This is a genomic window from Nocardia sp. NPDC059228 (genome assembly GCF_042754245.1).
GTDB lineage: Bacteria > Actinomycetota > Actinomycetes > Mycobacteriales > Mycobacteriaceae > Nocardia.
This window is the reverse complement of the sequence record NZ_JBHZAL010000006.1, coordinates 109,157-130,892: the sequence shown is the minus strand read 5'-3', so window position 1 is coordinate 130,892 and position 21,736 is coordinate 109,157. Positions and strand designations below refer to the sequence as shown.

Sequence of the window (21,736 nt, the reverse complement as noted above, 5' to 3'; positions counted from 1 at the left end):
TCGTCCGTGAGGGGGACCGATGTGCTGATCATCGGCGGCGGCATGATCGGCTGCGCGCTCGCCGACCGGCTCGCCGTGGCGGGCCTGTCGGTGCGGATCTGTGAGGCGGGTGAGGTGGCGTCCGGGACCACGGCGCACGGCGAGGGCAACGTGCTGGTCTCGGACAAGGCCCCCGGTCCGGAGCTGGAGCTGGCGCGACTGTCGCGGCGGCTGTGGCCCGAGACGCTCGCGCGCATCGCCGAACGGCTGCCCCGGGCGGTCGCGGCCGTCGAGTGGGAACCCAAGGGTGGCATCGTCGTAGCGACCACCGACGCGGGTGCGTCCGCACTCGCCGCCTTCGCCGACGACCAGCGCGCGGTCGGTGTGCACTGCGCCGATCTCGACGCGGCCGCACTCGCGGCGGCCGAGCCGGCGCTCACCACCGAGGTGAGCGGCGCGGTCCACTACCCCGACGACGCGCAGGTCCAGCCGGTCGGCGCGGCCTCGGCACTGCTCGCCGCCGCGACCGCGGGCGGGGCGATCGTCGAAACCCGGTGCACTGTCACCGGTTCGATCGTCAGCGGCGATCGGCTGCTGGGCGTGCGGACCACGCGCGGCGACCGGTTCGCCGATGTGGTGATCAATGCCGCCGGGCCGTGGTCGGGTCCGGTGGCGGCGGTGCTGGGCGCGCCGATCGCGGTCAAACCACGCCGCGGCGATGTGCTGATCACCGCTCCGCTGCCGCCGACCGTCTTCCACAAGGTCTACGACGCGGATTACGTCGGCGCGGTGGGCAGTTCGGATACCGCGCTGCAATCCTCGGCCGTGGTGGAGTCCACCCGGGGTGGCCCGCTGCTGATCGGATCCTCGCGGCGGCAGGCCGGATTCGACGACCGGATCCGCCCCGACAGCCTCGCCGCGATCGCGCGCAAGGCGCTGCGCCTGTTCCCGATGCTCGCGGACGTCGCGATCATGCGCTCCTACGGCGGCTTCCGCCCCTACGTCGACGACCACCTCCCGGTGATCGGCCCGGATCCTCGCCTGCCCGGACTGTGGCACGCGACCGGCCACGAGGGCGCGGGCATCGGGCTCGCCCTCGGCACCGCGCAGCTGGTCGCCTCCGCCCTGACCAGCCGGCCCGACGAGATCGACATCGCGGCCTTCACCGTCGACCGACCGGCGGTCATCACCCCGAGCACGGAGTACGTCTCACCATGAGCCCCAATCTGATTCCCCCGGACCGCGACCGCCTCGGCCGTGCGGACCGGCCGCTGACCATCCGCGCCGACGGCGTCGAGGTGGCGGGTGTGCACGGTCAGACCCTGGCCACGGTGCTGCTCGCCGCCGGGCACACGCACTGGCGCACCGCGCGCGACGGCGGTGGCCGCGGCGTGTTCTGCGGTATCGGCGTGTGCTTCGACTGCGTGGCGACCGTCAACGGCGTGCCGGACGTGCGCCTGTGTCGCCGCCCGGCGCGCGACGGCGACACCGTCACCGGTCAGAGCCGAGCGGGCGGGAGCGAGCGATGAACCGGCATGTGGTGGTCATCGGTGGTGGTCCGGCGGGCACGGCGGCCGCGGAAGCGGCGCTGCGGCACGGCGCGTCGGTGACACTGATCGACTCCAACGAGGCGCTCGGCGGCCAGTACAACCGCCGCATACCGGCGGCCTACGGAGTCCGCCGGCCACTGGCCATGGGGCACGGGTACGCGGCCGCCGAGCGCCGGGCCCGGCTTCTGGCCGAGCATCCGCGCTGCGAGTATCTGTCCCGGGCGGCGGTGTACCACCTCGAACCCCACCCCGAGGGTGGTTGTCCCACAGTGCGATTGCTCATCGGCCTCGAGGGTGATCGCCGTACGCATCGAGCGGTGCGCGGGGACGCGCTGATCATCGCGACCGGAGCCTACGACCGCGTGTGCCCGTTCCCCGGCTGGGATCTGCCCGGCGTCTACACCGGCGGGGCCGCGCAGACCCTCGCGAAAACCCAGCGGCTGCTCATCGGGCGGTCCGTGCTGGTGTCGGGCACCGGGCCGTTCCTGCTCCCGGTCGCCCACTCCCTGGCCGATGGCGGCGCGCGGGTCCGAGCGGTGCTCGAGGCCAATCCGGCCCGGGCGATCCTGCGGCACTGGGTCGCCCGGCCGTGGGAGCTGCGGCACAGTGCCGGCAAGGCGGCCGAACTGATCCAGTACGCGGGTTCCGGTCTGCGCCATCGAATTCCGGTGCGCACCTCGACCGCGGTGGTCGCGGTCGCGGGCGACGGCCGGGTCGAAGAGGCGACCCTCGCCCGGCTCGACGAACACTGGGCACCGGTGCCGGGTAGCCATACGACCATCCCGGTGGACGCGGTCGCGGTCTCGCACGGCTTCACCCCGCAGCACGAGCTGGCGGTGGCCGCGGGCGCGCGCCTGACGGCCGACGGGTTCGTCAGCGTCGACCGGGATCAGCGGACGAGCGCCGACATGGTCTGGGCGGCAGGTGAACTCACCGGAATCGGTGGGGCGCAGGTCGCGGCGGTCGAGGGCGTCGTCGCCGGGATCGCGGCCGCGGGTGGCGATCCGAGCGCCGAGCGCGGCCTGCGCACCCGCCACCGCACCGCCCGGCGGTTCATCGCCCGGCTCGCCGCAGCGCACCCCATCGGCACCGAGGCGGTGGCCTGGTCCCGCCCCGAAACCGTGATCTGCCGGTGCGAGAACACCACCCGGGAGGAGCTGACCACGGCCTGGGCGGGCGCTGCGGGCGAGAGCTACCGGGCCACCAAACTTTCCACCCGCGCCGGGCTCGGGCCGTGCCAGGGCCGCATCTGCGGGACCGCCGTCGCCGCCCTGCGCGCCGCACAGTCCGCCGGTACCGGCGATGCGGCCGCTGATAGCCAATGCCGCTACGGCACAGCGGATCCCGCTCCCACCGGCCTGGCCGCCGCCACTCCCGCCCGGCGTCCGCTGGCTGCCGTCGTGCGATTGCGCGAACTCGCCGAACTCGACACCGAAGGGCAATCCTGATGCACAGCAGCAGAATCATCTCCGCCATCGACACTCACACCGAGGGGATGCCCACCCGGGTGGTCACCGGCGGGATCGGTCCGATTCCGGGTGACACCATGGCCGATCGGCGCGACTACTTCCTCGAGAATCTGGACGGCCTGCGGAAATTCCTGGTCAACGAGCCGCGCGGGCACGCGTCGATGAGCGGGGCAATCCTGCAACCGGCCACCACCGCCGACGGGCACTACGGGGTGCTGTTCATCGAGGTGAGCGGGCTGCTGCCGATGTGCGGGCACGGGACCATCGGCGTGGCGACCGCGCTGGTGGAGGCGGGCATGGTGCCGGTGACCGAACCGGTCACCGAGATCCGCCTGGACACGCCCGCCGGGCGCGTCGTAGCGACCGTGAACATCACTGCGGGCCATGCCGATTCGGTCGCGCTGCGCAATGTCCCGGCCTACTGCGACAGCCTCGACAACGAGGTGGAGGTGCCCGGGATCGGCACCGTCCGCTACGACATGGCCTACGGTGGAAACTTCTACGCCATCGTCGATCTCGGCAAGCTCGGGATACCGTTCGACCGCGCCCAACAGGATCGGATCCTCGACGCCGGCCTGCGAATCATGGCCGCCGTCAATGAATTCCGGCGTCCGGTGCATCTGGAGGACGAGCGGATCGGCGGATGCAAGCACGTCCTGTTCCTGGATCCGGCCTCCGAACCCGCGCACACCCGCAATGCCATGGCCATCCACCCGGGCTGGTTCGACCGCTCGCCCTGCGGCACCGGCACCTCCGCGCTGCTGGCCCGCCAGCACGCCCGCGGTCTGCTCTCCTATGGACAGGTGCTGCGCAATGACTCGTTCATCGGCACCACCTTCCACGCCCGCGCGGTCGAGACCGTCAGCGTCGCCGGACATCCCGCCGTGGTGCCGGAGATCACCGGTCGCGCGTGGTTGACCGGCACGGCCAATTACCTGCTCGACCCGGCCGATCCGTTCCCCGAGGGTTTCGTCTTCTGAGGCTCGCGACTCCCCCGCCGTCCACCACCCCTAGTTGAAGAATCACCACCTGAAAGGCGCGACAATGTCTGTCGTCACCCGCCGCCCACGCCCGCCCATCACCCTCGCCGGAGTCATGCGGCGAATGCCCGTCACCGATGCCGATTCCGGCGATTTCACCAAGAGCATGGGCCTGTGGCAACTGGTCGCGCTGAGCCTGGGCGGCCTGGTCGGCGCGGGAGTGTTCTCTCTGGCCGGTGTCGTGGCCAACCAGGTGGCGGGTCCGGCCGTGCTGATCTCCTTCGCCATCGCGGTCGTGGCCTCCGGCGCGGCGGGACTCTGCTACGCCGAATTCGCGGGCATGGTGCCGAAAGCCGGTTCGGCCTACACGTATTCGTATGTGGCGCTGGGCGAGATCATCGGGTTCATGATCGGCTGGGATCTGCTGCTCGAATACACCGCCATCGTGTCGGTGGTGGCGATCGCGGTCTCGGGCTACCTGAACTACATCACCCATTACATCGGATTCGATCTGCCGACCTGGGCGCTCGGCGCGCCCGGCACCGGCGAGGGCCGCAAGATCGACCTGTTCGCGGTCGTTCTCTGCCTGCTGCTGGCCTATCTGCTCTCGCGTGGCACCCGGGAATCTGCCCGTGTGCAAACGGGATTGGTCGCGGTGAAGGTGTTGATCGTGGCCATTGTGGTCGTCGCCGGAGCATTCCACATCAAGGCGGGCAACTACACGCCGTTCTTCCCGTTCGGGGTCGGCGGCGCGGTTTCCGGTGCGGCGCTGGCGTTCTTCGCGGTCTACGGTTACGACGCCATGAGCGCGGCCGCCGAGGAATCCAAGGACGGCAAGAAGCTGCTGCCCAAGGCCATCCTGATCAGTCTCGGCATCGCCTCGGTCGTCTACCTGCTCGTGTGCCTGGTCATCGTCGGTATGGTCAATTACACCGATATCGATGTGGCCGCGCCGTTCTCCAGCGCCTTCGACACCGTGGGCATGGGCATCCTGGGCCTGGTCATCGCGGTCGGCGCGGTCGTCGGAGTCACCACTTCCGCATTCGCCAATATGCTCGCCGTTACCCGCGTCGGCTTCGCCATGAGCCGAGACGGACTGCTGCCCGGCTACTTCGGCAAGACCGGCGAACGCAAGGTGCCCACCCGCGTCATCTGGCCGGTCGGCATCGTCTCCGCGCTCATCGCCGGCTTCCTCCCGATCCGCGAGGCCGCCGAACTCACCAACGTCGGCATCCTCATGGCCTTCATCGTGGTGGCGATCGGCGTCATGCGCCTGCGCCACACCCGCCCCGACGACGACCGCACCTTCCGCACCCCCTGGGTGCCGGTCGTCCCCCTCATCGGCATCGGCTTCTCGATCTGGCTCATCAGCCACCTCGACATCGTCACCTGGATCCGCTTCGTCGTCTGGCTGCTCCTCGGTCTCGCCCTCTACGCCACCTTCGGTTATCGCAACTCGACGCTGAACCGGACCGGGATCGACAACACCGCCTCTGTGCCGATCGAGGACTGAGCCCCGCCACAGCACAGCGTCGCCCACGGGACAACTGCCCGTGGGCGACTCGTGGATCCGCCCATTCCCCCGTGATCACGGCTGGTTGGTGACCCACCCCTGTACGGCGTTGATGAAGTCCGGACCGCCCGAGACGTATCCGCCGACGGTTGCACCGATCAGCGCACCCACCGGAATGCTGAGACCCCATACCAGGGGAATCATCGCCCCGAGGATGCCGCCCGCGATGGCGCCGATGACGATGCCGGGCAGGTTCTTGTCGACCTGCTCCTTGAGCCGGTCGTAGGAGTTGATGTCCTTCAGTTGCGCGATATCTTCAGCCGTCGGAGTCGGCGTCAGCGTCAGGGTGCGGCCGTCCGCACCGATGTGCTGTGCAATCGCGATTGAACGCCCGTCGATGGCGAGCCATTGCGGGATTTCGGTCACCGCCGCTCCATCGCCGGACTCGAGCACCACCGCACCGTTCTGCGCGACCTCGAACTTGCCATTCTCGACGGTGGCGACAACTGCGCTGTCGACTGGCGAAACGGTGATCTGGTAATTGATTCCATGATCCACACCGGAAGTCGTGCCCTCCGCAGTCACCGCAGTCGGCTGCTCCGTCACGACCGGTTCTGCATGGGCGGTTGCCGCACTGATACCCACGGCCGAGATTGCCATGAAAACGGCAGCGGTGATTTTCCCGAACGTCATTCGTCGAACCCTCCACTCAGCTACCCCTGATGGGCGGACCGAGTCAGAACCTTAGACGTCGAATTCAATAGTGTGTGGTACGCCACACGCAGTTCGAAGTCGCTGCACTCCCGTTTCTCACGGGACTGACCGAAAAGCCGCATTCCACGCGGTCCGAATCGGACAGAGCGGGCGCGACCGACGGCGAGACCACATGCGCCCCACGACATCCTCTTTCGGCCGAATGCCGTGCGCCACGCAGACAGCGGTCGCTCTCGGTCGTGTGCTTGGCTAACATCTGACCACTCGAGTTGTGTCGATGCGGCGGACCGCGGTGGGAAGGCTCGCAGGGGGGCAGATGAGGCAGATCTTGTTCGCGGCGATGATCGCGCTGGCAGTGTCGATCACGTTGACGCCGCTGTTGATCCGGTTGTTCACCCGGAAGAAGCTCGGTCAGGAGATCCGCGCCGAAGGACCCAGCAGCCACCAAGCCAAACGCGGAACGCCCACCATGGGCGGGATCGCGATCGTGACCGGCATGTGGGCGGGCTACCTGGGCTCGCATCTGATCGGCTTGCGCTATAACGCATCCGGAGTCACAGCCTCCGGACTGCTGGTTCTGGGTCTGGCCACCGCGCTGGGTGTGGTCGGATTTCTCGACGATTTCGTCAAACTCTACAAGCGGCGCAATCTCGGGCTGACCGCCCGCGGCAAGTACGTCGGCCAATTCGGCGCCGCGATCATTTTCGGCGTGCTGGCACTGCGTTTCCCTGATAGCACCGGCTTGACCCCGGCCAGCAGGCATTTGTCGATCCTGCGCGATGTCGGCTGGCTGTCGTTCGTCCCGGCGTTGTTCCTGCTGGCGGTGTGCATCATGGTGGTCGCGTGGTCGAACGCGGTGAACATCACCGACGGGCTCGACGGTCTGGCCGCGGGATCGATGGGCCTGACTCTGGGTGCCTATGTGCTGATCACGTTCTGGCAGTTCACCAACGCGTGCACGACCCGTCCCGGGGTGGGGTGCTACACGGTTCGCGACCCGCTCGATCTGGCCCTGGTCAGCGCTGCGGCGGGCGGGGCCTGCGTCGGGTTCCTCTGGTGGAACGCGGCACCGGCGAAGATCTTCATGGGCGATACCGGATCGCTGGCGTTGGGTGGGCTGCTGGCCGGGCTGTCCATCACGACCCGCACCGAGCTGCTCATGGTCGTGATCGGTGCATTGTTCTGCGCCGAGATCCTCTCGGTTCTGTTGCAGATCGTCGTCTTCCAAACAACCCGCCGCCGCCTCTTCCGCATAGCCCCGATGCACCACCACTTCGAGCTCAGCAGCTGGCCCGAGACCACGGTATCCATCCGATTCTGGTTGCTCACAGCAATTTCCGCAGCCACCGGCCTGATGCTGTTCTACGGAGAACACCTCGCCGTTACCCGATAGTGAAAATATCCGCGACCGCCGCACTGCGCGCAGTTCGGACCGCCCACCCGGCACACCCGAAGATCCACGGGCGGATCTCGGGCAACCGCGCACCTACCGAACGCACTGAATTGCCGATGGCAGGGCGCTCTTCTGGTGGATTGGTCACAGCGGTCAGGAATCTGTGCTCGTCGATTCCGAGAGGTAACCTTGGCGCGCGGAACGGCGGGAGGGATGTGGTTTGGTGCAGCGCTGGGTGACGATCTGCCTGCCGCCGGATGCGATCGATGACGTGGAAGCCGCGATCACGCGAGCTCTCGCTCCATTCGAGATGCGGCAAGGGTTCCCGGAGCGAGATATGTGGGACACGTGGCAGATTCGGGATGGTGGAGGAGGAGCCGGGTTCTACGTCCGACCGGGTCATGAGGACGATCCTCGGCTGATTCACGACGGCCCCAATCAATTCGGCATCGTGCTGCTCCCCACGCGAGGCGAGTGCGCGGGCGGCCCGAAGTCCTTGCTGAACGTCGCGGTACACAACCTGTCAGAGCCCGATGTACTCACCCAGGACGGTTGGTGGGTCGAGTGGAGTGGCATTTGCCGACACAAGGATTGGGGCGAGACCACGTCCGGCGAGGACCAACCCGACTGCCCGATACCACCGGGCGGCATCGAAAACTACCTGGAGACACTGCCCGACGACACAGTGCTTGTTCGGGTCTGTTGCCACGGCTAGCAACGCCCTCTCTTGCCGCTGGTCGCGCGGGCCGAACCGGCGAGCGCGGCGCGGCGGAAGATCAACTGGCCGTGCGTATCCACGGCTGGCCGAACGCGCCGTCAGGCCGAGCTGAGGGCCGCTCGGAAGGCAGTGAGGGTGGCCTCGCCGGGGGTCCGGTCCAGTATTGCGAAGGTGATCTCGTCGAAGTGCCCGTTGAACCGCCCACCGTCGGCTAGCAGTGCATGGAAGACACCGGCCACCATGCCTGGGTCGTTGCCGTAGGCGCCGCAACCCCAGGCGCCCAGCACCAAACGCCGGTAGCCGACGGCTGTTTCGAGAATGCGCTCGGCGCGGGTGGCCAGCACCGCGGGTATTCGATACGCCTCGCTCGCCAGCTCCTGCACGATCACGTTGGTCCGGGGCGCTGGGCAAGTGAGGAAGCCGACCGTATAGGGGCTGTCGAGCAGAAAGCCCGTGTCGTCGCGGAAGACAGGCACGGCAGGAGACAGGATCACGCGGTCGCTGTAGAAAGGGTCCGGTGTGCGGCGGTGGTGCTCGTAGTACTGCGGCACGGCCAGCAGGGTGGTGTACAGCGCCGACGCTCGGCACAGGGCTTCTTCCTGGGTGCGGGCGCCGGCGAGGTAGTGGCCGCCGGGATTGCGGGCGGACGCGAAATTCAGAACGGCGACCGGCTCCGGATCGGTGTCGAGCATCCGGCGCGCCGCGGCGAGGCTGCTCTCCCCGGTCACCGTGATGACGGTGGCGGCCTCGCTGCGGGTGATTACAGGGACCGGGTCGGGACCGTACATCCGGGTGCCCTCGACGGCGGCTTGTACCCCCGATGTCAACGACACATGGTGCCCGCTGGGCGTCCGGTAACCGCCGGCTGCGATGATCCGCTCGTTGTCGGCGGCGATGGCTCGCAGGCGTTCGGTCACCCCGCAATGCTCTCATGGCTCGAGACGAACCGGATACCACCGCCAGAGGGGAAGTGCGGGCCGCTACAAAAACCAAAACACGACGCCCGATCTTCGGCTACGCACACAGCCCCGTAACACGCTGTGGGCCAATCTTCTTCGGCGATGCGATCATGCCGATCGCTTCCCGCTGCACGGCACCAGGACGTCCGCTACTGCCGCATACCGGGCTGACCGAACCGGCCGTGCGGGCATCGGAAGATCAACGGGCAGAGCGCCGTACGACCGCCGACAGCTTCTCACTCCAACGTCACTGCGACACAGGTCTTTTCGATACTACCCGGCTCGTACTTCTCGTCGCTCACGGTTACGGTGGCGGTGTATTCAGACATACCCAGCAGCCTCTCCCATGCTCAAGCAACCATGGAAACAGCGAGCTACCAGGCGATCATGCGGCTCGCTTCCCGCTGCACGGCACCAGAACGTCCGCTACTGCCGCATAACGCGCTGACCGAACCGGCCGCGCCGGCATCGGAAGATCAACGGGCAGAGCGCCGTACGACCGCCGGCAGTGCGCGCTCATGCGGAATGCCGGATGGAGTGTTGTACCGGGGATGGCCTCATGGGGGCTTTGCGGATGCGTGGTCAGGCAGGTTGGTCGGCGGCGAGGAAGGGGGTTATGAGGTTGAGCAGTTCTTGCGGGCGGTCCAGCGGGATAATGTGGCCACAATCCGGAATGACGTGTCCCGCAAGGGTATCGGCGATGGGGCGTAGTTGCCGCTCGAGTGCGTCGCCGACCGGGTGGGCACCGATCGCCAGGGTGGGTGTGGTGAGTCGGTCGGCTGCCACGGCGTGATCGATCTGTCGTGCGCTGGCCGGTAGTGCCCGGTAGTACGAGAAGGCGCAACGTAGGGCCTCTTCACCGGTGTAGGCATCGACGAATGCGTCGCGGATATCGGCCCGCACACCTCGTCCACGGGTGCCGGTGGTGAGAAACCATTCGACGTACTGTGCCTCGTGGCCGGACCGGACCGTTTCGGCGAGACCGGGGACGGCGTGGAAGCCGAACCACCACGGCGGACCCGCGGCGAGGAAGTCCTCGGCGCCGGAGAGGGCGCCCAGCAGGGCTTCCATGACCACCAGCGGTGGTACCCGGTCGGGGTGGCGCAGGGCGAGCAGGAGCGCGACCGGGGTACCGGCATCGATCGCGACCACGGCCGCGGTGGGTTCGCCGAGGGCGTCGAGGATCCCGGCGATGTCGGCGGCCAGCGTGGTGGCGTCGTAGCCGTCCGGCGCACGGCTGGTGGCGCCGAATCCGCGCAGGTCCGGGGCGATGACCCGGTAATGCGTGGACAGCGGGCCGATGATCTCGCTCCACAGTCGCCAGGTATGCGGAAAACCATGCAGCAGAACGACCGCGGGGCCGGAGCCGGCAATGGCGACATTGGCGCGGATGCCGTTGGTCTCGATCTGGCGCAGCTCGATAGGGGCGGTTTGGAGCGGTGGCGTGCGGATCATGAGACCTCCAGCTGGTTACCATTAGTTACCAGAAAACGGTAGGTAACGTCGGTTACGCTGCCAAGAAGGCACTTCGGCTACAGGTGGTGAGGTCCAGGTGACTGCTCGATCAGTGCACGCGAAGGCACCTGTTCGCGGTGATCTGTTCGATTCCCAATGCCCGACACGGCAGTTGCTGGACCGTATCGGCACGAAATGGACGTCGATGGCGGTCAAGGTCCTCGCTGAGGCCGCCCCGGGTGAGGTGCGGTTCGCCGAGCTGCGGCGGCGAATGCCCGGTGTATCTCAGAAGATGCTGTCGGTGACCCTGCACAACCTGGTCCGCGACGGCCTGGTCATCCGTCGAGTGGAGCCGACAGTGCCACCGCGCGTGCACTACCGGCTCACCGAACTGGGCTTGTCCCTGGAGATTCCATTAGCCGCGTTGCGCACCTGGGCCGAGGAGCATATGGCCGAGATCGACCACGCCAACACTGTCAACGACACGCAAGCCGACCCAACCGCCACCGAATAGCTTCCCAGCACACGCTCATGCCGCACGCCATGCTGCTCGGAACGGCCAACACGGCGCTTCGGAAGATCAACCGGCAGCGCGCCAATGCACTGACAGCCGCGACGCGGGCGTTCGGAACCGGCCGCAGGCTCGGTCGGCGAGTGCACGCAACTGCCGAATACAGGGCGCAGCGACCCGACCTCCAGGCAAGCGGATCGCAAAGGCCATCATCGGATGCTGATCCGCCGGCGCAGCGAGGTCGTGTCGGACATTCAGCAAGACCGCCGTCGTCGTCATCGCCGCGAAGTCCGCCGGGCGCAAGGTCGTGGCTTCGTCACCGCAGACGTCCGTCTAGCTTGACTTCTTGCGCGTCAGTCCGGCAGCCAGTGCAGCTCGTGCGCCAAGGTTTTGGCGACAGCACGGATGCGGCGGTGTAGTGGCGACTGCTCGCGCGGGAGGACCAGGTGGATCGTCAGGCTGGGCGCGCCCCGCAGCGGTCGCCAGGTGAGACCGGCCGGTGCTGCCGTGACCGCGGCTTCACCGGCCGGGGCGAGGGTGACCCCGTCGCGCAGGTCGCGCTGCGACAGGTCGAAAGAGACTGTGGGCGTGAGGAATCGGGGGTGTGGCCGGGTGTCGCGGAACAGTGCGGACAGCTGATCGTGGATCACGGGGTTGGCCGCACGGTCCGGGAGTCGCAGCGGATACGCGGCCGCGTCGGCGATCTCGATCTCCGGGTGTTCAGCCAGCGGATGGTGCTGCGCCAATTGGACCCCGATGCGCTCACACCGCAGCAGGAACCGGCGCACGCCACGGCCCGGCTGTTCACCGCGGGTGATCCCGGCATCGATGCGGCCGTCGGCGACCGCGGCGGAGATCTCCGGTGTCGCCATCGGGACCGCAACGACTTCGAGTCCGCTGTTGCCGCGAATCAGCCCGTCCACCAGGGCCGGTGCCGTCTCGGCCCCGGTGCTGAGGCTGTATCCGATGCGCAGCGTGCCCAGTTCACCGGCCGCCGCGCTCCGGGCCGTGTCCCATGCCCGGTCCAGCGCCGCCAGCGCGGACGGCGCGGACTCCGCCAAAGCCGCACCGGCCGTGGTCAATACGACGCTACGCGTGTTGCGGACCAGCAGGGCCGTACCGAGTTCCGCCTCCAATCGGCGCATCCGGGCACTGAGTGCGGGCTGTGCGATACCGATCCGTGCGGCCGCACGGGTGAAGTTCAACTCCTGCGCCAGCACCAGGAAGTACCGCAGGCTCACCGTATCCGGCGCCACAAGCCCTCCCCGCCAATTGATAACGATCCGTTCTGAGCCTATCCCATTCCGGTCTTTCCCTCGATCGCACATCAAGCCCTAACCTGCGCATATGACGATTCAACGCCTTCGTCGGCGACCTCCCGCTGTGGCTGGCCACCAACTCCCACGCGCTCCTCGAAACCACCTCCGTCCTCACCCAGATCCCGATGCTCCGCACCTAGCGAGGTCGGCGGCAGTTCTCGACAGGAGCTTCCAGGTCACCCGGAGTGTTGTGGTTTCGTCGCTGGACGGAGGTCGTCATGCATAAGTTGTTGGTCCTGTATCCCAAGCCCGCCGACCCTGACCACTTCCGCGACTACTACGTGACCAACCACCTTCCACTGGTCATGAAGATGCCCGGCCTGCTTGCGTGGCGCTACAGCTTCGACGTGGCGGGGACCAAGGGAGAAGCGCCGTATTTCGTGGTCTTCGAAGGCGACTTCGCTGACGCCGCCGCCCTGGCCGCGGCGCGGGCGTCGGCGCACGGCCAGCGGGTGGCCGCCGATGTCGCCAACTACGCCACCGGCGGTGCGGTCGTCATCGACTATCCGGTGCAGGACGGACCCGCCTGAGGCAGGACGGTAAGCCCCGGGACGCGTTCGGTCGGCCGTTGCGGGCCAGGTCCCGGCTATCGACGGGACACCGTTCGCGGTTGCTGGTTCATTGAGCGTCAGAGGTGGGGCCGATGTCCTGGCCGGAGCCATGTCCGCCACTCCGGGCGGCACCTACCGGCTCGATGACACTGCAACTGCGCTAGGTGACCTCGAACAACGGCCGTCCTCCTCCTGCGATGAGACACCAAGCCCGACAAGCACATCAGGAGGACGTTCCCCACGTCCAGACAACCGACGCACAGAACGTCTTTCTATGCCGCATACCGTGCTGACCGAACCGGCCAGCGCGGGGCATCGGAAGATCAACGGGCAGAGCGCCGTACGACCGCCGGCAGTGCGCGCTCATGCCGAGTTTCGGAGGACCGGTGCAATCCCGCACAATCCGCTGTAGAACAGCGATTTCGCGCCAGTTCCTCAGCTGTAGTGCGCGTTCAGAACGGTTGGGTTGGCCGTTCATGCGCGCACGGCAGCGTGCTCTTCTGCCGCATACCGTGCTGACCGAACCGGCTACAACGGGCGGGCGAAGGTCAACCGGCCGCGCCGATCCGAGGCCGAGCCGAACGCACCGTCGCTCCCTCGACAATTCGTCGTCTTCGGTATCTGGTCGGCGAACTGGCCTGCGGCGCGCCGCAGCCGGTGAACGTCACCGCCGCCCAGCGCTACGCCACCGACGGGACCCCGGCGTCTTCGAGGGCACCACGCCCAGAGCCGACTCTAGGACATATTGAAGTATAGGCTTTTCAATTTGTACGCGCGGGGCCGCACTACGCGGTTACCGTCGGAGCGGCACTCAGGTGCCGGCAACGACTACTCCAACGGGAAAGTACAGATGAGGCAAATGAGTTGGGCCGCCGTCACGGTGGCCATGCTGGCGATACCGGTCGTCGCGGCGGCATCGGCGTCGGCCACGGTCGACAATGTGAATCTGACACAGGTCGACACCGGCATCGGCGGATGTGAAGGGGCAGGCAATACCTGCACGATATTGGTGACCACCAGCGGCGCGGACGCCCTGGCACCGGTCACGGTCACCTTGGACGGGCAGAACGTCGGCACCTTCACCCCGCAAGCCGGATCCACGGCCGGCACCGGGATCATCCAGTACGTCTATCGCTCGAAGCTTCCCGAAGGCGTCTATAGCCTCACCGCCACGCAGGGCTCGTCGACCAAGTCCATGACGGTGCAGAACTGCGGCAGCCAGCCGACCGGCAGCTCCAGCGCCTCGGCCCAGTGCACCGGAAACGATATTCTCGGCGCTCTGATGATGCCGCTGATCATCCTCACCGGCTCCGGGCACACACAACTCTGACCGGCCAGTTGGGACAGTGGGTCGGTGGACGGCACGGAGTGCAGTGGTCGACGGCCCCAGGCACACAAAGTGAATCGAACGCCGTTACGCAGCAATCGTTTTTGGCCTATCGGCGAGGTCGATCTTCTTCATCGACTCCAGTGCGCACGCAAATGGCACGAAAACGGCCGGTCATCGCAACACCTGCGATGACCGGCCGCTTCCTGTGGTTCTAGCTGGATCGAACCAGCGACCATGTGACGGAGGTCGGATCTGGCCTTTTGCTCCACTTTCGGTGCCTCTGAGTCAGGAAACTGCTTGAAACCACTCGAGAATGGAGCAACAGGCCAGTCCGCCGCCATAGGCCGGCCGCCAGGCAGCTCCCGAACGCACCGTCATGGCGCCATACCGCGCTGACCGAACCGGCCAGCGCGAGGCATCGGAAGATCAACTGGCCGTGCCGATCCGAGGCTGGCGAAACGTCCGCAGCTGCCGAGTTGAGCATGCCCGGAGATGTTGCCGATGTTCGTATACAGCGGTTTTTCAGCCCCTGTGCCGATGTGCAATTGCCAGGTTCGAGCGATCACCAGCGATCGAAATGTGCGGGCACGGTCGGCGGCAGTTGTGGATGATCGAGCAGACGCTCGGGTGACTGCCGAAACGTCAATGCTGCGAGCATCGCGGGCAATAGGACCCAAACGGTGACCAATACCAGCCAGAACGTCCTCGATTGCCGCGCCCCGCGTTGATCGAACCAGCCAGCATGGGACATCGGAAGATCAACCAGCAGAGGCCGTCCGGCCGCCGGTAGCGCACTTATGCCGATTCAGCAGTTGCGGTCAACCGTTTGTGACGTCGCGCCGACTCGACTTGCCCAGCCATTGAGCGCGTCCGCGATCTCGAGGATACTCGCCGGCGGGGTTTGTGACTTTAGGCCTTTTGGCGAATCTGACAGTGATCAGCCATGATTCGTCGGGTAAGTCTCTCCATACGTTGACAGGGAAATGCTTGATGAATTTCATGGGTAAGGCCGTCGTCGGGGTCGCGGCGGTGGGCCTTGCGGCCGGGTCTGCGATCGGTGCTGGTACGGCGAATGCGGCCGATCTCCACGGTGCGATCGCGTTCAGTGTCGAGAACTGGAGCTACGGCACCAGTGTCAATGCGGGCAGCCGCGGCGAGGCGATCGACGAGGCGATGGCCAACTGCAGTTACGGCGGCATCTCCGACTGCGCCGTTCTTGTGGCCTGGTCGGACGGCTGTGGCGCACTCGTGTACCGGAACGACGCTGGAGACGACGTCGCGGTAGGCAGCGGCGCTGGCCGCGACCGGGCGTCCGCGCTCCGCGAGGCCTATTCCAGTCTCTCCCGAGTTTATCCGCGGGCCATGCTGGCCAATGTCGGTTCCGCGGACCTGTCGGCGACGGCGATCAACGATGTAATCTGCACCGCCAACGCATGATTCGCGGGTGGCACCGCCGAAACCTCGGTGCCGGACCTGACAGTGACTGTGCCCCGCCTGGTAATTCGGAGGGGGCACAGTGGTTTCTCGATCGAACCGCAGTCTCTCGAGACGGCGTCGCACGGCATTGTGGTGTAGACCAGGATCTTCAGGCTTGCCGGGGCTGCCTTGTCACCGCGAACGCACGCTATTGCCGCATACCGAGCTGGCCAGCGCGAGGCGCGGAAACTCGACGGACAGAGCTTCACAGCAGCATCGTTCGCTGCGCGGCTACCGTGGCGAGGTGAATTTCATTCAAGGGGGATCGATGATTGATCAACGCCCGCTGTCGGGGTGGGGCCGTACCGCATCGTCTGTGGCGCGGGTACTTTCCACTCCCGACCTCGACACGGTCGCCAAAGCCGTCAGCGCTGCCGGACCGCGCGGGGTCATCGCCCGCGGGCTCGGTCGCAGTTACGGCGATCCCGCCCAGAACGGCGGCGGTCTGGTCGTCGACATGACCGCCTTCGACCGCATCCACGACATCGACCGCGACACCGGCGTGGTCGACATCGATGCCGGCGTCAGTCTCGATACCCTCATGAAAGCCGCTCTGCCCCATGGCCTGTGGGTTCCGGTCCTCCCCGGCACCCGTCAAGTCACCGTGGGCGGCGCGATCGCCTCCGACATCCACGGCAAGAACCATCACTCCCATGGCAGTTTCGGCAACCATGTCCTCTCGATGGAACTGCTCACTGCCGACGGCACGCTCCGTACCCTCACTCCCGCAGGAGCCGACGCGGATCTGTTCTGGGCCACCGTGGGTGGCATGGGGCTGACCGGCATCGTCGTGCGCGCCCGGGTACGGATGAAACACACCGAAACCGCGTACTTCCTCGTCGACAACGACCGCACCGACAATCTCGAACAGACCATGGAACTGCTCACCGGCGGCTCCGACGACGGTTACGAATACTCGATGTCGGTCCCTGACACCATCAGCACCGGCCCGAAACTCGGCCGCGCGGGCTTCAGCCGCGGCTCCCTGGCCACCCTGGATCAGCTCCCGCCCAAATTGCGCCGCGACCCGCTGAAATTCGATGCACCCCAACTGCTCACGGTGCCCGACGTCTTTCCCGACGGCGTGGTCAACAACCTCACCATCCGCATCGCCGCCGAAGCCGCGCACCGGGTGTACCCGAGGCGGGCGCGTGGGCGCATCCAGAACCTCACGCAGTTCTATCACCCCCTGGATCTGCTGGGTGAATGGAACCGAGCCTACGGCCGCCGCGGGTTCCTGCAATATCAGTTCTCCATGCCCTTCGGCGCCGAACCACAGCTCGCGGCCGCGGTGCGCACGATCGCGCACTCCGGCCACCGGTCATTCCTGAACGTGTTCAAGCGCATGGGCGCCGCCAACCCGGCCCCGCTGTCGTGGCCGCACCCAGGGTTCATGCTCAGCCTGGACTTCCCACTCAAATCCGGACTCGGCGAATTCTGTGCCGAACTCGACCAGCGGGTCCTCGACGCAGGCGGACGCTTGTACTTCGCCAAAGACTCCCGCACCACCCCGGAAATGGTCCGCGCGATGTACCCGCGGCTCGAGGAATGGCGGCGTGTCCGCGACAGTATCGACCCCGAACGGATCTTCGTCTCTGATCTCGCCCGCCGCCTGCACCTCATCGACGACAACCTCGTCCACACAGGCCACTGATCACCGGCAAGCGTTGCCTACCAGGAAAATACGGTAGGCAACGCCTGGCCCGACGCCCTCTTCCAAGCATGGCGCGATGAATGTACTGGCCAGCATTGGGCATCGGAAGATTCACGGGCACAGCGCCGTACGACCGCCAGCGGTGCTCGCTCATGTCGAATGCCGTATGTCGGAGCGGGTCAGGTGTTGTTCCACCAGCCGAGAGGGTTGTCGTCTTCGGCGGCGGTACCAGAGCCATGGTGTCGCTCCGTGGCATCCGGGCGCCGGGCCTCGGTGAAAACCAGTTGGCGGACCACGGCGACCGCTGCTACCTTCCTGAAGGCCGTGCCAGAGAACGAGGAGGTGGTACCCGTGAACGCAGTATCGACATGGGTGCTCCCCTCCGGGGTCACGGCCGGGCGATAGGTCGTCCGGGAGCGCCGTTCAAGAGCACTCCTGAAAGGCACGACCGTGCAATTCAATTCCGAACAGCGCCTCGACGACGGCACCCTCGAGCGTGAATTCACTCTCGGCGAGATCCACGGCATCCTGTGGACGCCCGGATCCGCATCCGCACCAACCCCGCTGATCCTGCTCGGCCACCCCGGTGGACTGCAGAAGATGTACCCCCGACTGGCGGCCCGGGCCCGGCACACCGTGGCGGATGGCTTCGCCGCGGCCACGATCGAACTCCCCGGGAGCGGTGACCGGCCCCGTTCCGCCGTCACCGATCAGGCTCGCGCCGACCTGCGCCGGGCGTTGCAGGCCGGCGAACCGGTCACCGACGAAATCGTCGAACGTCTCATTCTCCCGCTGATCGAACAGGCAGTTCCCGAGTGGCGAGCCGCCCTGGACGCCCTCCTGGCGTTGCCCGAGATCGGCGGCCCGGTCGGGTACTCGGGAGGGGTGATCGCCCTCGGCCTCCGGCTGGCGGTGGTCGAGCCGCGCATCTGCGCCGCCCGCCTGTTCGCCGGAAGTTTCGTGCCCCGCAGCATGTTCGGCGAGGCCCGGCAGGTCACCATTCCGCTGCAGGTCCTGTTGCAGTGGGACGATGAGGGAAACGACCGGCAGCTGGCCTTGGACCTGTTCGACGCCTTCGGCTCCAAGGAGAAGGCGCTGCACGCCAATATGGGCGGGCATACCGGCGTCCCGGCGTCCGAGGCGGATGAAGGGAGCCGGTTCTTCGCCCGGCACCTGAAGTGAGACCGGGCCCGTCGGGCCGGCAGCGGAAGCATGTTCGAGAACCGCGTCATTCGTCGCGAGCTGAGGTGACCGACTCCGACCCGGCCGAGCACGTCGTCAATGGGGACGGTCGGGGTGTACGAGGCCGTGTTGGTGGGCGTAGACGACGGCGTGGATGCGGTCGCGCACACCGAGTTTGGCGAGGACTCGGGAGACGTGGGTTTTGACCGTTTCTTCGCCGACGCCCAGGGCGGCGGCGATCTCGCTGTTGCTGCGGGCATCTGCCACCAGTAGGAGTACCTCACGTTCGCGGGCCGTGAGTTGCGCCAGCTCAGGTGGCTCGACCGGCGGGGCGATGCCGGTCATCAGGCGGGTGGCCAGGCGGCGCGTCATGGACGGATCGATGACGGCGTCGCCGCGCACCGCGACCCGGATGGCGGCCACGAGTTCTTCGGGCGGAAGGCTTTTCAGCAGGAAGCCGCTGGCTCCGGCCGACAGCGCGCGGTGCAGGTTGGCCTCGCTGTCGTAGGTGGTGAGCACCAGCACCCGGGTGCCGCCCGCCGCCACGATGGCAGCGGTGGCGGCGAGGCCGTCCAGCTTCGGCATGCGCACATCCAGGATCGCCACGTCCGGATGGGTGCGGGCGGCCGCCTCGATGGCGGCGCGGCCGTCGCCCACCTCGGCCACGCACTCCAGATCCGGGTGCGCGTCCACCACCGCGCGCAGACCGGAACGGAACACGGTGTGGTCGTCGGCGATCAGGATGGTGATGCTCATACGGCTCCGATCGGCGATGCGGTCCCCATGGGCATCATGCGGACCCAACGGGTACGGAAACCCGGATGACCCAACGGGTTCCGGACGGGTCGGCACCGTAGGCGACGGTGCCGTCGAACAGTTCGACCCGGCGGCGGATCCCGTCCAGGCCGCGCGGCACCCCGGTGGCGCTCTCCAGGGCCGCAATGGGATTCGTCTCGCGCAACTCCACCGCGCCCGGGAGATAACCGATCTCCAGCGCGGCCGCATCACGTCCATGCCGCAGCGCATTGGTCAGCAGCTCCTGGACCACCCGGTAGAGCATGACGTCCAGCGACTCCGGCAGCACCGGCGGCTCACCCGAAACCGTCACGCGCACAGTCAATCCGGCGTCTTGCACCCGCTGCACCAGGTCCTCGATATCGGCCAGGCCGGGCTGCCGCTCACCCTCGTCGTCACGGCCGTGCAGCAGATCCAGCTGCCGGCGCAGATCCACCATGGCGGCGCGGCTGCTCGACTCCACCGCGGACACCGACCGCGCCGCCGCCTCGGTATCGGTGCGGGACAGCGCCATTCGCGCCACCCCGGCATGAATCCCGATGGCGCTCACATGATGCGAGATGACGTCGTGCAGATCCCGGGCGATGGCCTCGCGCTCATCGGCCAGCGCCCGGTCCAGTGCCGCCCGCTGCTCCTGCTGCCGCAGGCTCTCCCGCTGCTCCAGCTCCGCGATATAGGCCCCGCGCGCCGCGGTGTACCGGCCCACCAGCCAGGGCACCACGCCCGCGCCCAGCGCGAAGATCGCCAGCCGGATCGGATTGTTGACGCCCGCGATGGCCGCCACCAGATTCACCGTCAGCGAGCCGCCGGCCAGCAGCAGCACGGTCAGAACGGAGCTGAGCCCGCTCAGCCAGGCACCCGCCTGATACCCCGCGACCAGGAAGCCGACATCGAAAACCCGTGCGGTGATGCCGTAGTGGTGGGCGAACAGCGCCACCGCCACCTTCACCACCACCTGCGCCACCGCCACCGCGGCCGCCGTCGAGGCGGGCGCGGCCAGCGCCAGATCCGCGGCCACCGTGGCCAGCGTCAGGATCGCGGCCAGCGCGGGCGCGGCGCCGAAGGCCCCGCACATCACCATCTGGGCACCGTCCAGCGCCGCCGCGACGGCGGCCACCAGCAGCGACTGCCGGGCCAGCGACCTGGTCACATCCATGGCCGCACGGTACCCCGGAGACCGGCCATCCCCCGTGTGGGGGACGCGGAATCCCCCGTCGGCGCGACGATCCGCGCGCGCCGCCGAACTAGCGTCGAGCACATGCCAGCAGCCCGACCGCCCCGCCGAGGAGCACGCCCGTGAATGCCGACCTGTTCATCTACGCCCTGCCGGCGTTCGCGCTGCTCATGTTGATCGAATGGATCGACAACCGGCGTGACCCGGACCGCCCGGTCAATGGCATCGACCGCCGCGACACCACCTCCAACATCGCCACCTTCGCACTCGGCCGCATTGCCAAACCGATTCTGGCGCAGGTGATTCCGTTCTCCGGCGTGGTGCTGGCCGCGCACTTCACCCCGCTGCACCTGTCACCGGCGCACTGGTGGGTGTGGGTCCTGGGCCTGATCGTCACCGATTTCTGCTACTACTGGGCGCACCGCGCCGACCACCGGGTGCGGCTGCTGTGGACCTCGCACAGCGTCCACCACTCCAGCCGGTTCTTCAACTTCTCCACCGCCATCCGGCTGCCCTGGGCGCATCCGGCCGCCAATATCGTGCGCGGCCTGTGCTGGGTGCCCGCGGCACTGCTGGGCTTCCCGGCCTGGATGGTGTTCGCCTTGCAGTCGCTGGGGCTGCTCTACCAGTTCCCGATCCACACTCAGCGCGTGAAAAACCTGTGGCGGCCCCTCGAATTCGTGTTCAACACCCCGGCCCACCACCGCGTGCACCACGGCTCCAACCAGCCGTATCTGGACACCAATTACGGCGGCATCCTGATCATCTGGGATCGCCTGTTCGGCAGCTTCGCCGCGGAAACCGAACCGATTCGCTACGGGTTGACCAAGGACATCGAAACCGACAATCCGATCAAGGTCAATTACACCGAACTCGTCGATCTGGTCCGTGATGTCCGCACTGCCCGAACCTGGCGCGGCCGTCTCGGATATATCTTCGGCCCGCCCGGCTGGCACGAGAATGCCGCCACCCCCGACCTCGAAAAGGTCGCGGTCTAGTCCAATAGGAAAAGGG

General features: G+C 67.2%; 20 protein-coding genes. 14 read left to right on the top strand and 6 right to left on the bottom strand.

Annotated features, from left to right (window positions below; genetic code table 11):
* The first annotated feature begins 6 nt into the window (after positions 1–6).
* The 5 genes from ACFXKA_RS12790 to ACFXKA_RS12770 all read left to right on the top strand — a co-directional run bounded on the left by ACFXKA_RS12790 (position 7) and on the right by ACFXKA_RS12770 (position 5,491).
* Entirely contained in the window at positions 7–1,197 is a 1,191-nt protein-coding gene (locus ACFXKA_RS12790; RefSeq protein WP_379427307.1) for an NAD(P)/FAD-dependent oxidoreductase, read from the top strand.
* Positions 1,194–1,508, top strand: coding sequence for a (2Fe-2S)-binding protein (locus ACFXKA_RS12785; protein ID WP_354833716.1), 315 nt, complete (start codon positions 1,194–1,196; stop codon positions 1,506–1,508). The genes ACFXKA_RS12790 and ACFXKA_RS12785 overlap by 4 nt, the downstream gene beginning before the upstream one ends.
* Positions 1,505–2,977 carry an FAD-dependent oxidoreductase gene (locus tag ACFXKA_RS12780; RefSeq protein ID WP_379427306.1) on the top strand — a complete coding sequence of 491 codons (1,473 nt, stop codon included), beginning with the start codon at positions 1,505–1,507 and terminating at the stop codon, positions 2,975–2,977. Before ACFXKA_RS12785 ends, ACFXKA_RS12780 begins: the two co-directional genes overlap by 4 nt.
* On the top strand, positions 2,977–3,978 hold the full coding sequence (locus tag ACFXKA_RS12775; RefSeq protein ID WP_379427305.1) for a proline racemase family protein: 1,002 nt from the start codon (positions 2,977–2,979) through the stop codon (positions 3,976–3,978). Before ACFXKA_RS12780 ends, ACFXKA_RS12775 begins: the two co-directional genes overlap by 1 nt.
* Positions 3,979–4,042: 64 nt before the next feature.
* Positions 4,043–5,491 carry an amino acid permease gene (locus ACFXKA_RS12770; RefSeq protein ID WP_379427304.1) on the top strand — a complete coding sequence of 483 codons (1,449 nt, stop codon included), beginning with the start codon at positions 4,043–4,045 and terminating at the stop codon, positions 5,489–5,491.
* 75 nt (positions 5,492–5,566) lie between these two features.
* On the opposite strand, the gene ACFXKA_RS12765 is transcribed toward ACFXKA_RS12770, so the two are convergent.
* A complete protein-coding gene (locus tag ACFXKA_RS12765; RefSeq protein ID WP_379427303.1) occupies positions 5,567–6,184 on the bottom strand; it encodes a hypothetical protein in 618 nt (205 codons plus the stop codon).
* A gap of 337 nt (positions 6,185–6,521) precedes the next feature.
* Here ACFXKA_RS12765 and mraY point away from each other — a divergent pair, with 337 nt between their 5' ends.
* Together mraY and ACFXKA_RS12755 are read left to right on the top strand one after the other, a co-directional pair.
* The gene (gene mraY / locus ACFXKA_RS12760) at positions 6,522–7,598 is read left to right on the top strand and encodes a phospho-N-acetylmuramoyl-pentapeptide-transferase (protein WP_379427302.1); all 1,077 of its coding nucleotides are present in this window, start codon (positions 6,522–6,524) and stop codon (positions 7,596–7,598) included.
* Positions 7,599–7,821: 223 nt separating this feature from the next.
* Positions 7,822–8,313 (top strand): hypothetical protein, encoded by a 492-nt coding sequence (locus tag ACFXKA_RS12755; protein WP_379427301.1) that lies wholly within the window; start codon positions 7,822–7,824, stop codon positions 8,311–8,313.
* Between the two features lie 101 nt (positions 8,314–8,414).
* Here the strand turns inward: ACFXKA_RS12755 and ACFXKA_RS12750 are convergent, their stop codons facing one another.
* Together ACFXKA_RS12750 and ACFXKA_RS12745 are read right to left on the bottom strand one after the other, a co-directional pair.
* Positions 8,415–9,233, bottom strand: coding sequence for a TIGR02452 family protein (locus ACFXKA_RS12750; protein ID WP_379427300.1), 819 nt, complete (start codon positions 9,231–9,233; stop codon positions 8,415–8,417).
* 624 nt (positions 9,234–9,857) lie between these two features.
* The gene (locus tag ACFXKA_RS12745; RefSeq protein ID WP_379427299.1) at positions 9,858–10,730 is read right to left on the bottom strand and encodes an alpha/beta fold hydrolase; all 873 of its coding nucleotides are present in this window, start codon (positions 10,728–10,730) and stop codon (positions 9,858–9,860) included.
* A 97-nt stretch (positions 10,731–10,827) separates the two neighbouring features.
* Between ACFXKA_RS12745 and ACFXKA_RS12740 the strand changes: the two genes are divergently transcribed.
* Positions 10,828–11,244, top strand: coding sequence for a winged helix-turn-helix transcriptional regulator (locus tag ACFXKA_RS12740; protein WP_379427297.1), 417 nt, complete (start codon positions 10,828–10,830; stop codon positions 11,242–11,244).
* Positions 11,245–11,594: 350 nt separating this feature from the next.
* Here ACFXKA_RS12740 and ACFXKA_RS12735 read toward each other — a convergent pair whose 3' ends face one another.
* Positions 11,595–12,497 (bottom strand): LysR family transcriptional regulator, encoded by a 903-nt coding sequence (locus tag ACFXKA_RS12735; protein ID WP_379427296.1) that lies wholly within the window; start codon positions 12,495–12,497, stop codon positions 11,595–11,597.
* Positions 12,498–12,778: 281 nt separating this feature from the next.
* Here ACFXKA_RS12735 and ACFXKA_RS12730 point away from each other — a divergent pair, with 281 nt between their 5' ends.
* The 5 genes from ACFXKA_RS12730 to ACFXKA_RS12710 all read left to right on the top strand — a co-directional run bounded on the left by ACFXKA_RS12730 (position 12,779) and on the right by ACFXKA_RS12710 (position 18,753).
* Positions 12,779–13,090 (top strand): EthD family reductase, encoded by a 312-nt coding sequence (locus tag ACFXKA_RS12730; protein WP_379427295.1) that lies wholly within the window; start codon positions 12,779–12,781, stop codon positions 13,088–13,090.
* 880 nt (positions 13,091–13,970) lie between these two features.
* Positions 13,971–14,441, top strand: a complete 471-nt coding sequence (locus ACFXKA_RS12725; protein ID WP_040863499.1) for a hypothetical protein — start codon at positions 13,971–13,973, stop codon at positions 14,439–14,441.
* A gap of 990 nt (positions 14,442–15,431) precedes the next feature.
* Positions 15,432–15,878 carry a DUF4189 domain-containing protein gene (locus ACFXKA_RS12720; RefSeq protein WP_379427294.1) on the top strand — a complete coding sequence of 149 codons (447 nt, stop codon included), beginning with the start codon at positions 15,432–15,434 and terminating at the stop codon, positions 15,876–15,878.
* 307 nt (positions 15,879–16,185) lie between these two features.
* Entirely contained in the window at positions 16,186–17,571 is a 1,386-nt protein-coding gene (locus tag ACFXKA_RS12715) for an FAD-binding protein (protein WP_379427454.1), read from the top strand.
* A gap of 450 nt (positions 17,572–18,021) precedes the next feature.
* Positions 18,022–18,753 carry an alpha/beta hydrolase gene (locus tag ACFXKA_RS12710; RefSeq protein WP_379427293.1) on the top strand — a complete coding sequence of 244 codons (732 nt, stop codon included), beginning with the start codon at positions 18,022–18,024 and terminating at the stop codon, positions 18,751–18,753.
* A 96-nt stretch (positions 18,754–18,849) separates the two neighbouring features.
* On the opposite strand, the gene ACFXKA_RS12705 is transcribed toward ACFXKA_RS12710, so the two are convergent.
* Both ACFXKA_RS12705 and ACFXKA_RS12700 read right to left on the bottom strand, forming a co-directional pair.
* The gene (locus ACFXKA_RS12705) at positions 18,850–19,509 is read right to left on the bottom strand and encodes a response regulator (RefSeq protein ID WP_379427292.1); all 660 of its coding nucleotides are present in this window, start codon (positions 19,507–19,509) and stop codon (positions 18,850–18,852) included.
* Between the two features lie 34 nt (positions 19,510–19,543).
* On the bottom strand, positions 19,544–20,704 hold the full coding sequence (locus ACFXKA_RS12700) for a sensor histidine kinase (RefSeq protein ID WP_379427291.1): 1,161 nt from the start codon (positions 20,702–20,704) through the stop codon (positions 19,544–19,546).
* 140 nt (positions 20,705–20,844) lie between these two features.
* Between ACFXKA_RS12700 and ACFXKA_RS12695 the strand changes: the two genes are divergently transcribed.
* Positions 20,845–21,720: a sterol desaturase family protein gene (locus ACFXKA_RS12695; RefSeq protein ID WP_379427290.1), complete on the top strand. Its 876-nt coding sequence runs from the start codon at positions 20,845–20,847 to the stop codon at positions 21,718–21,720.
* Positions 21,721–21,736: the final 16 nt, after the last annotated feature.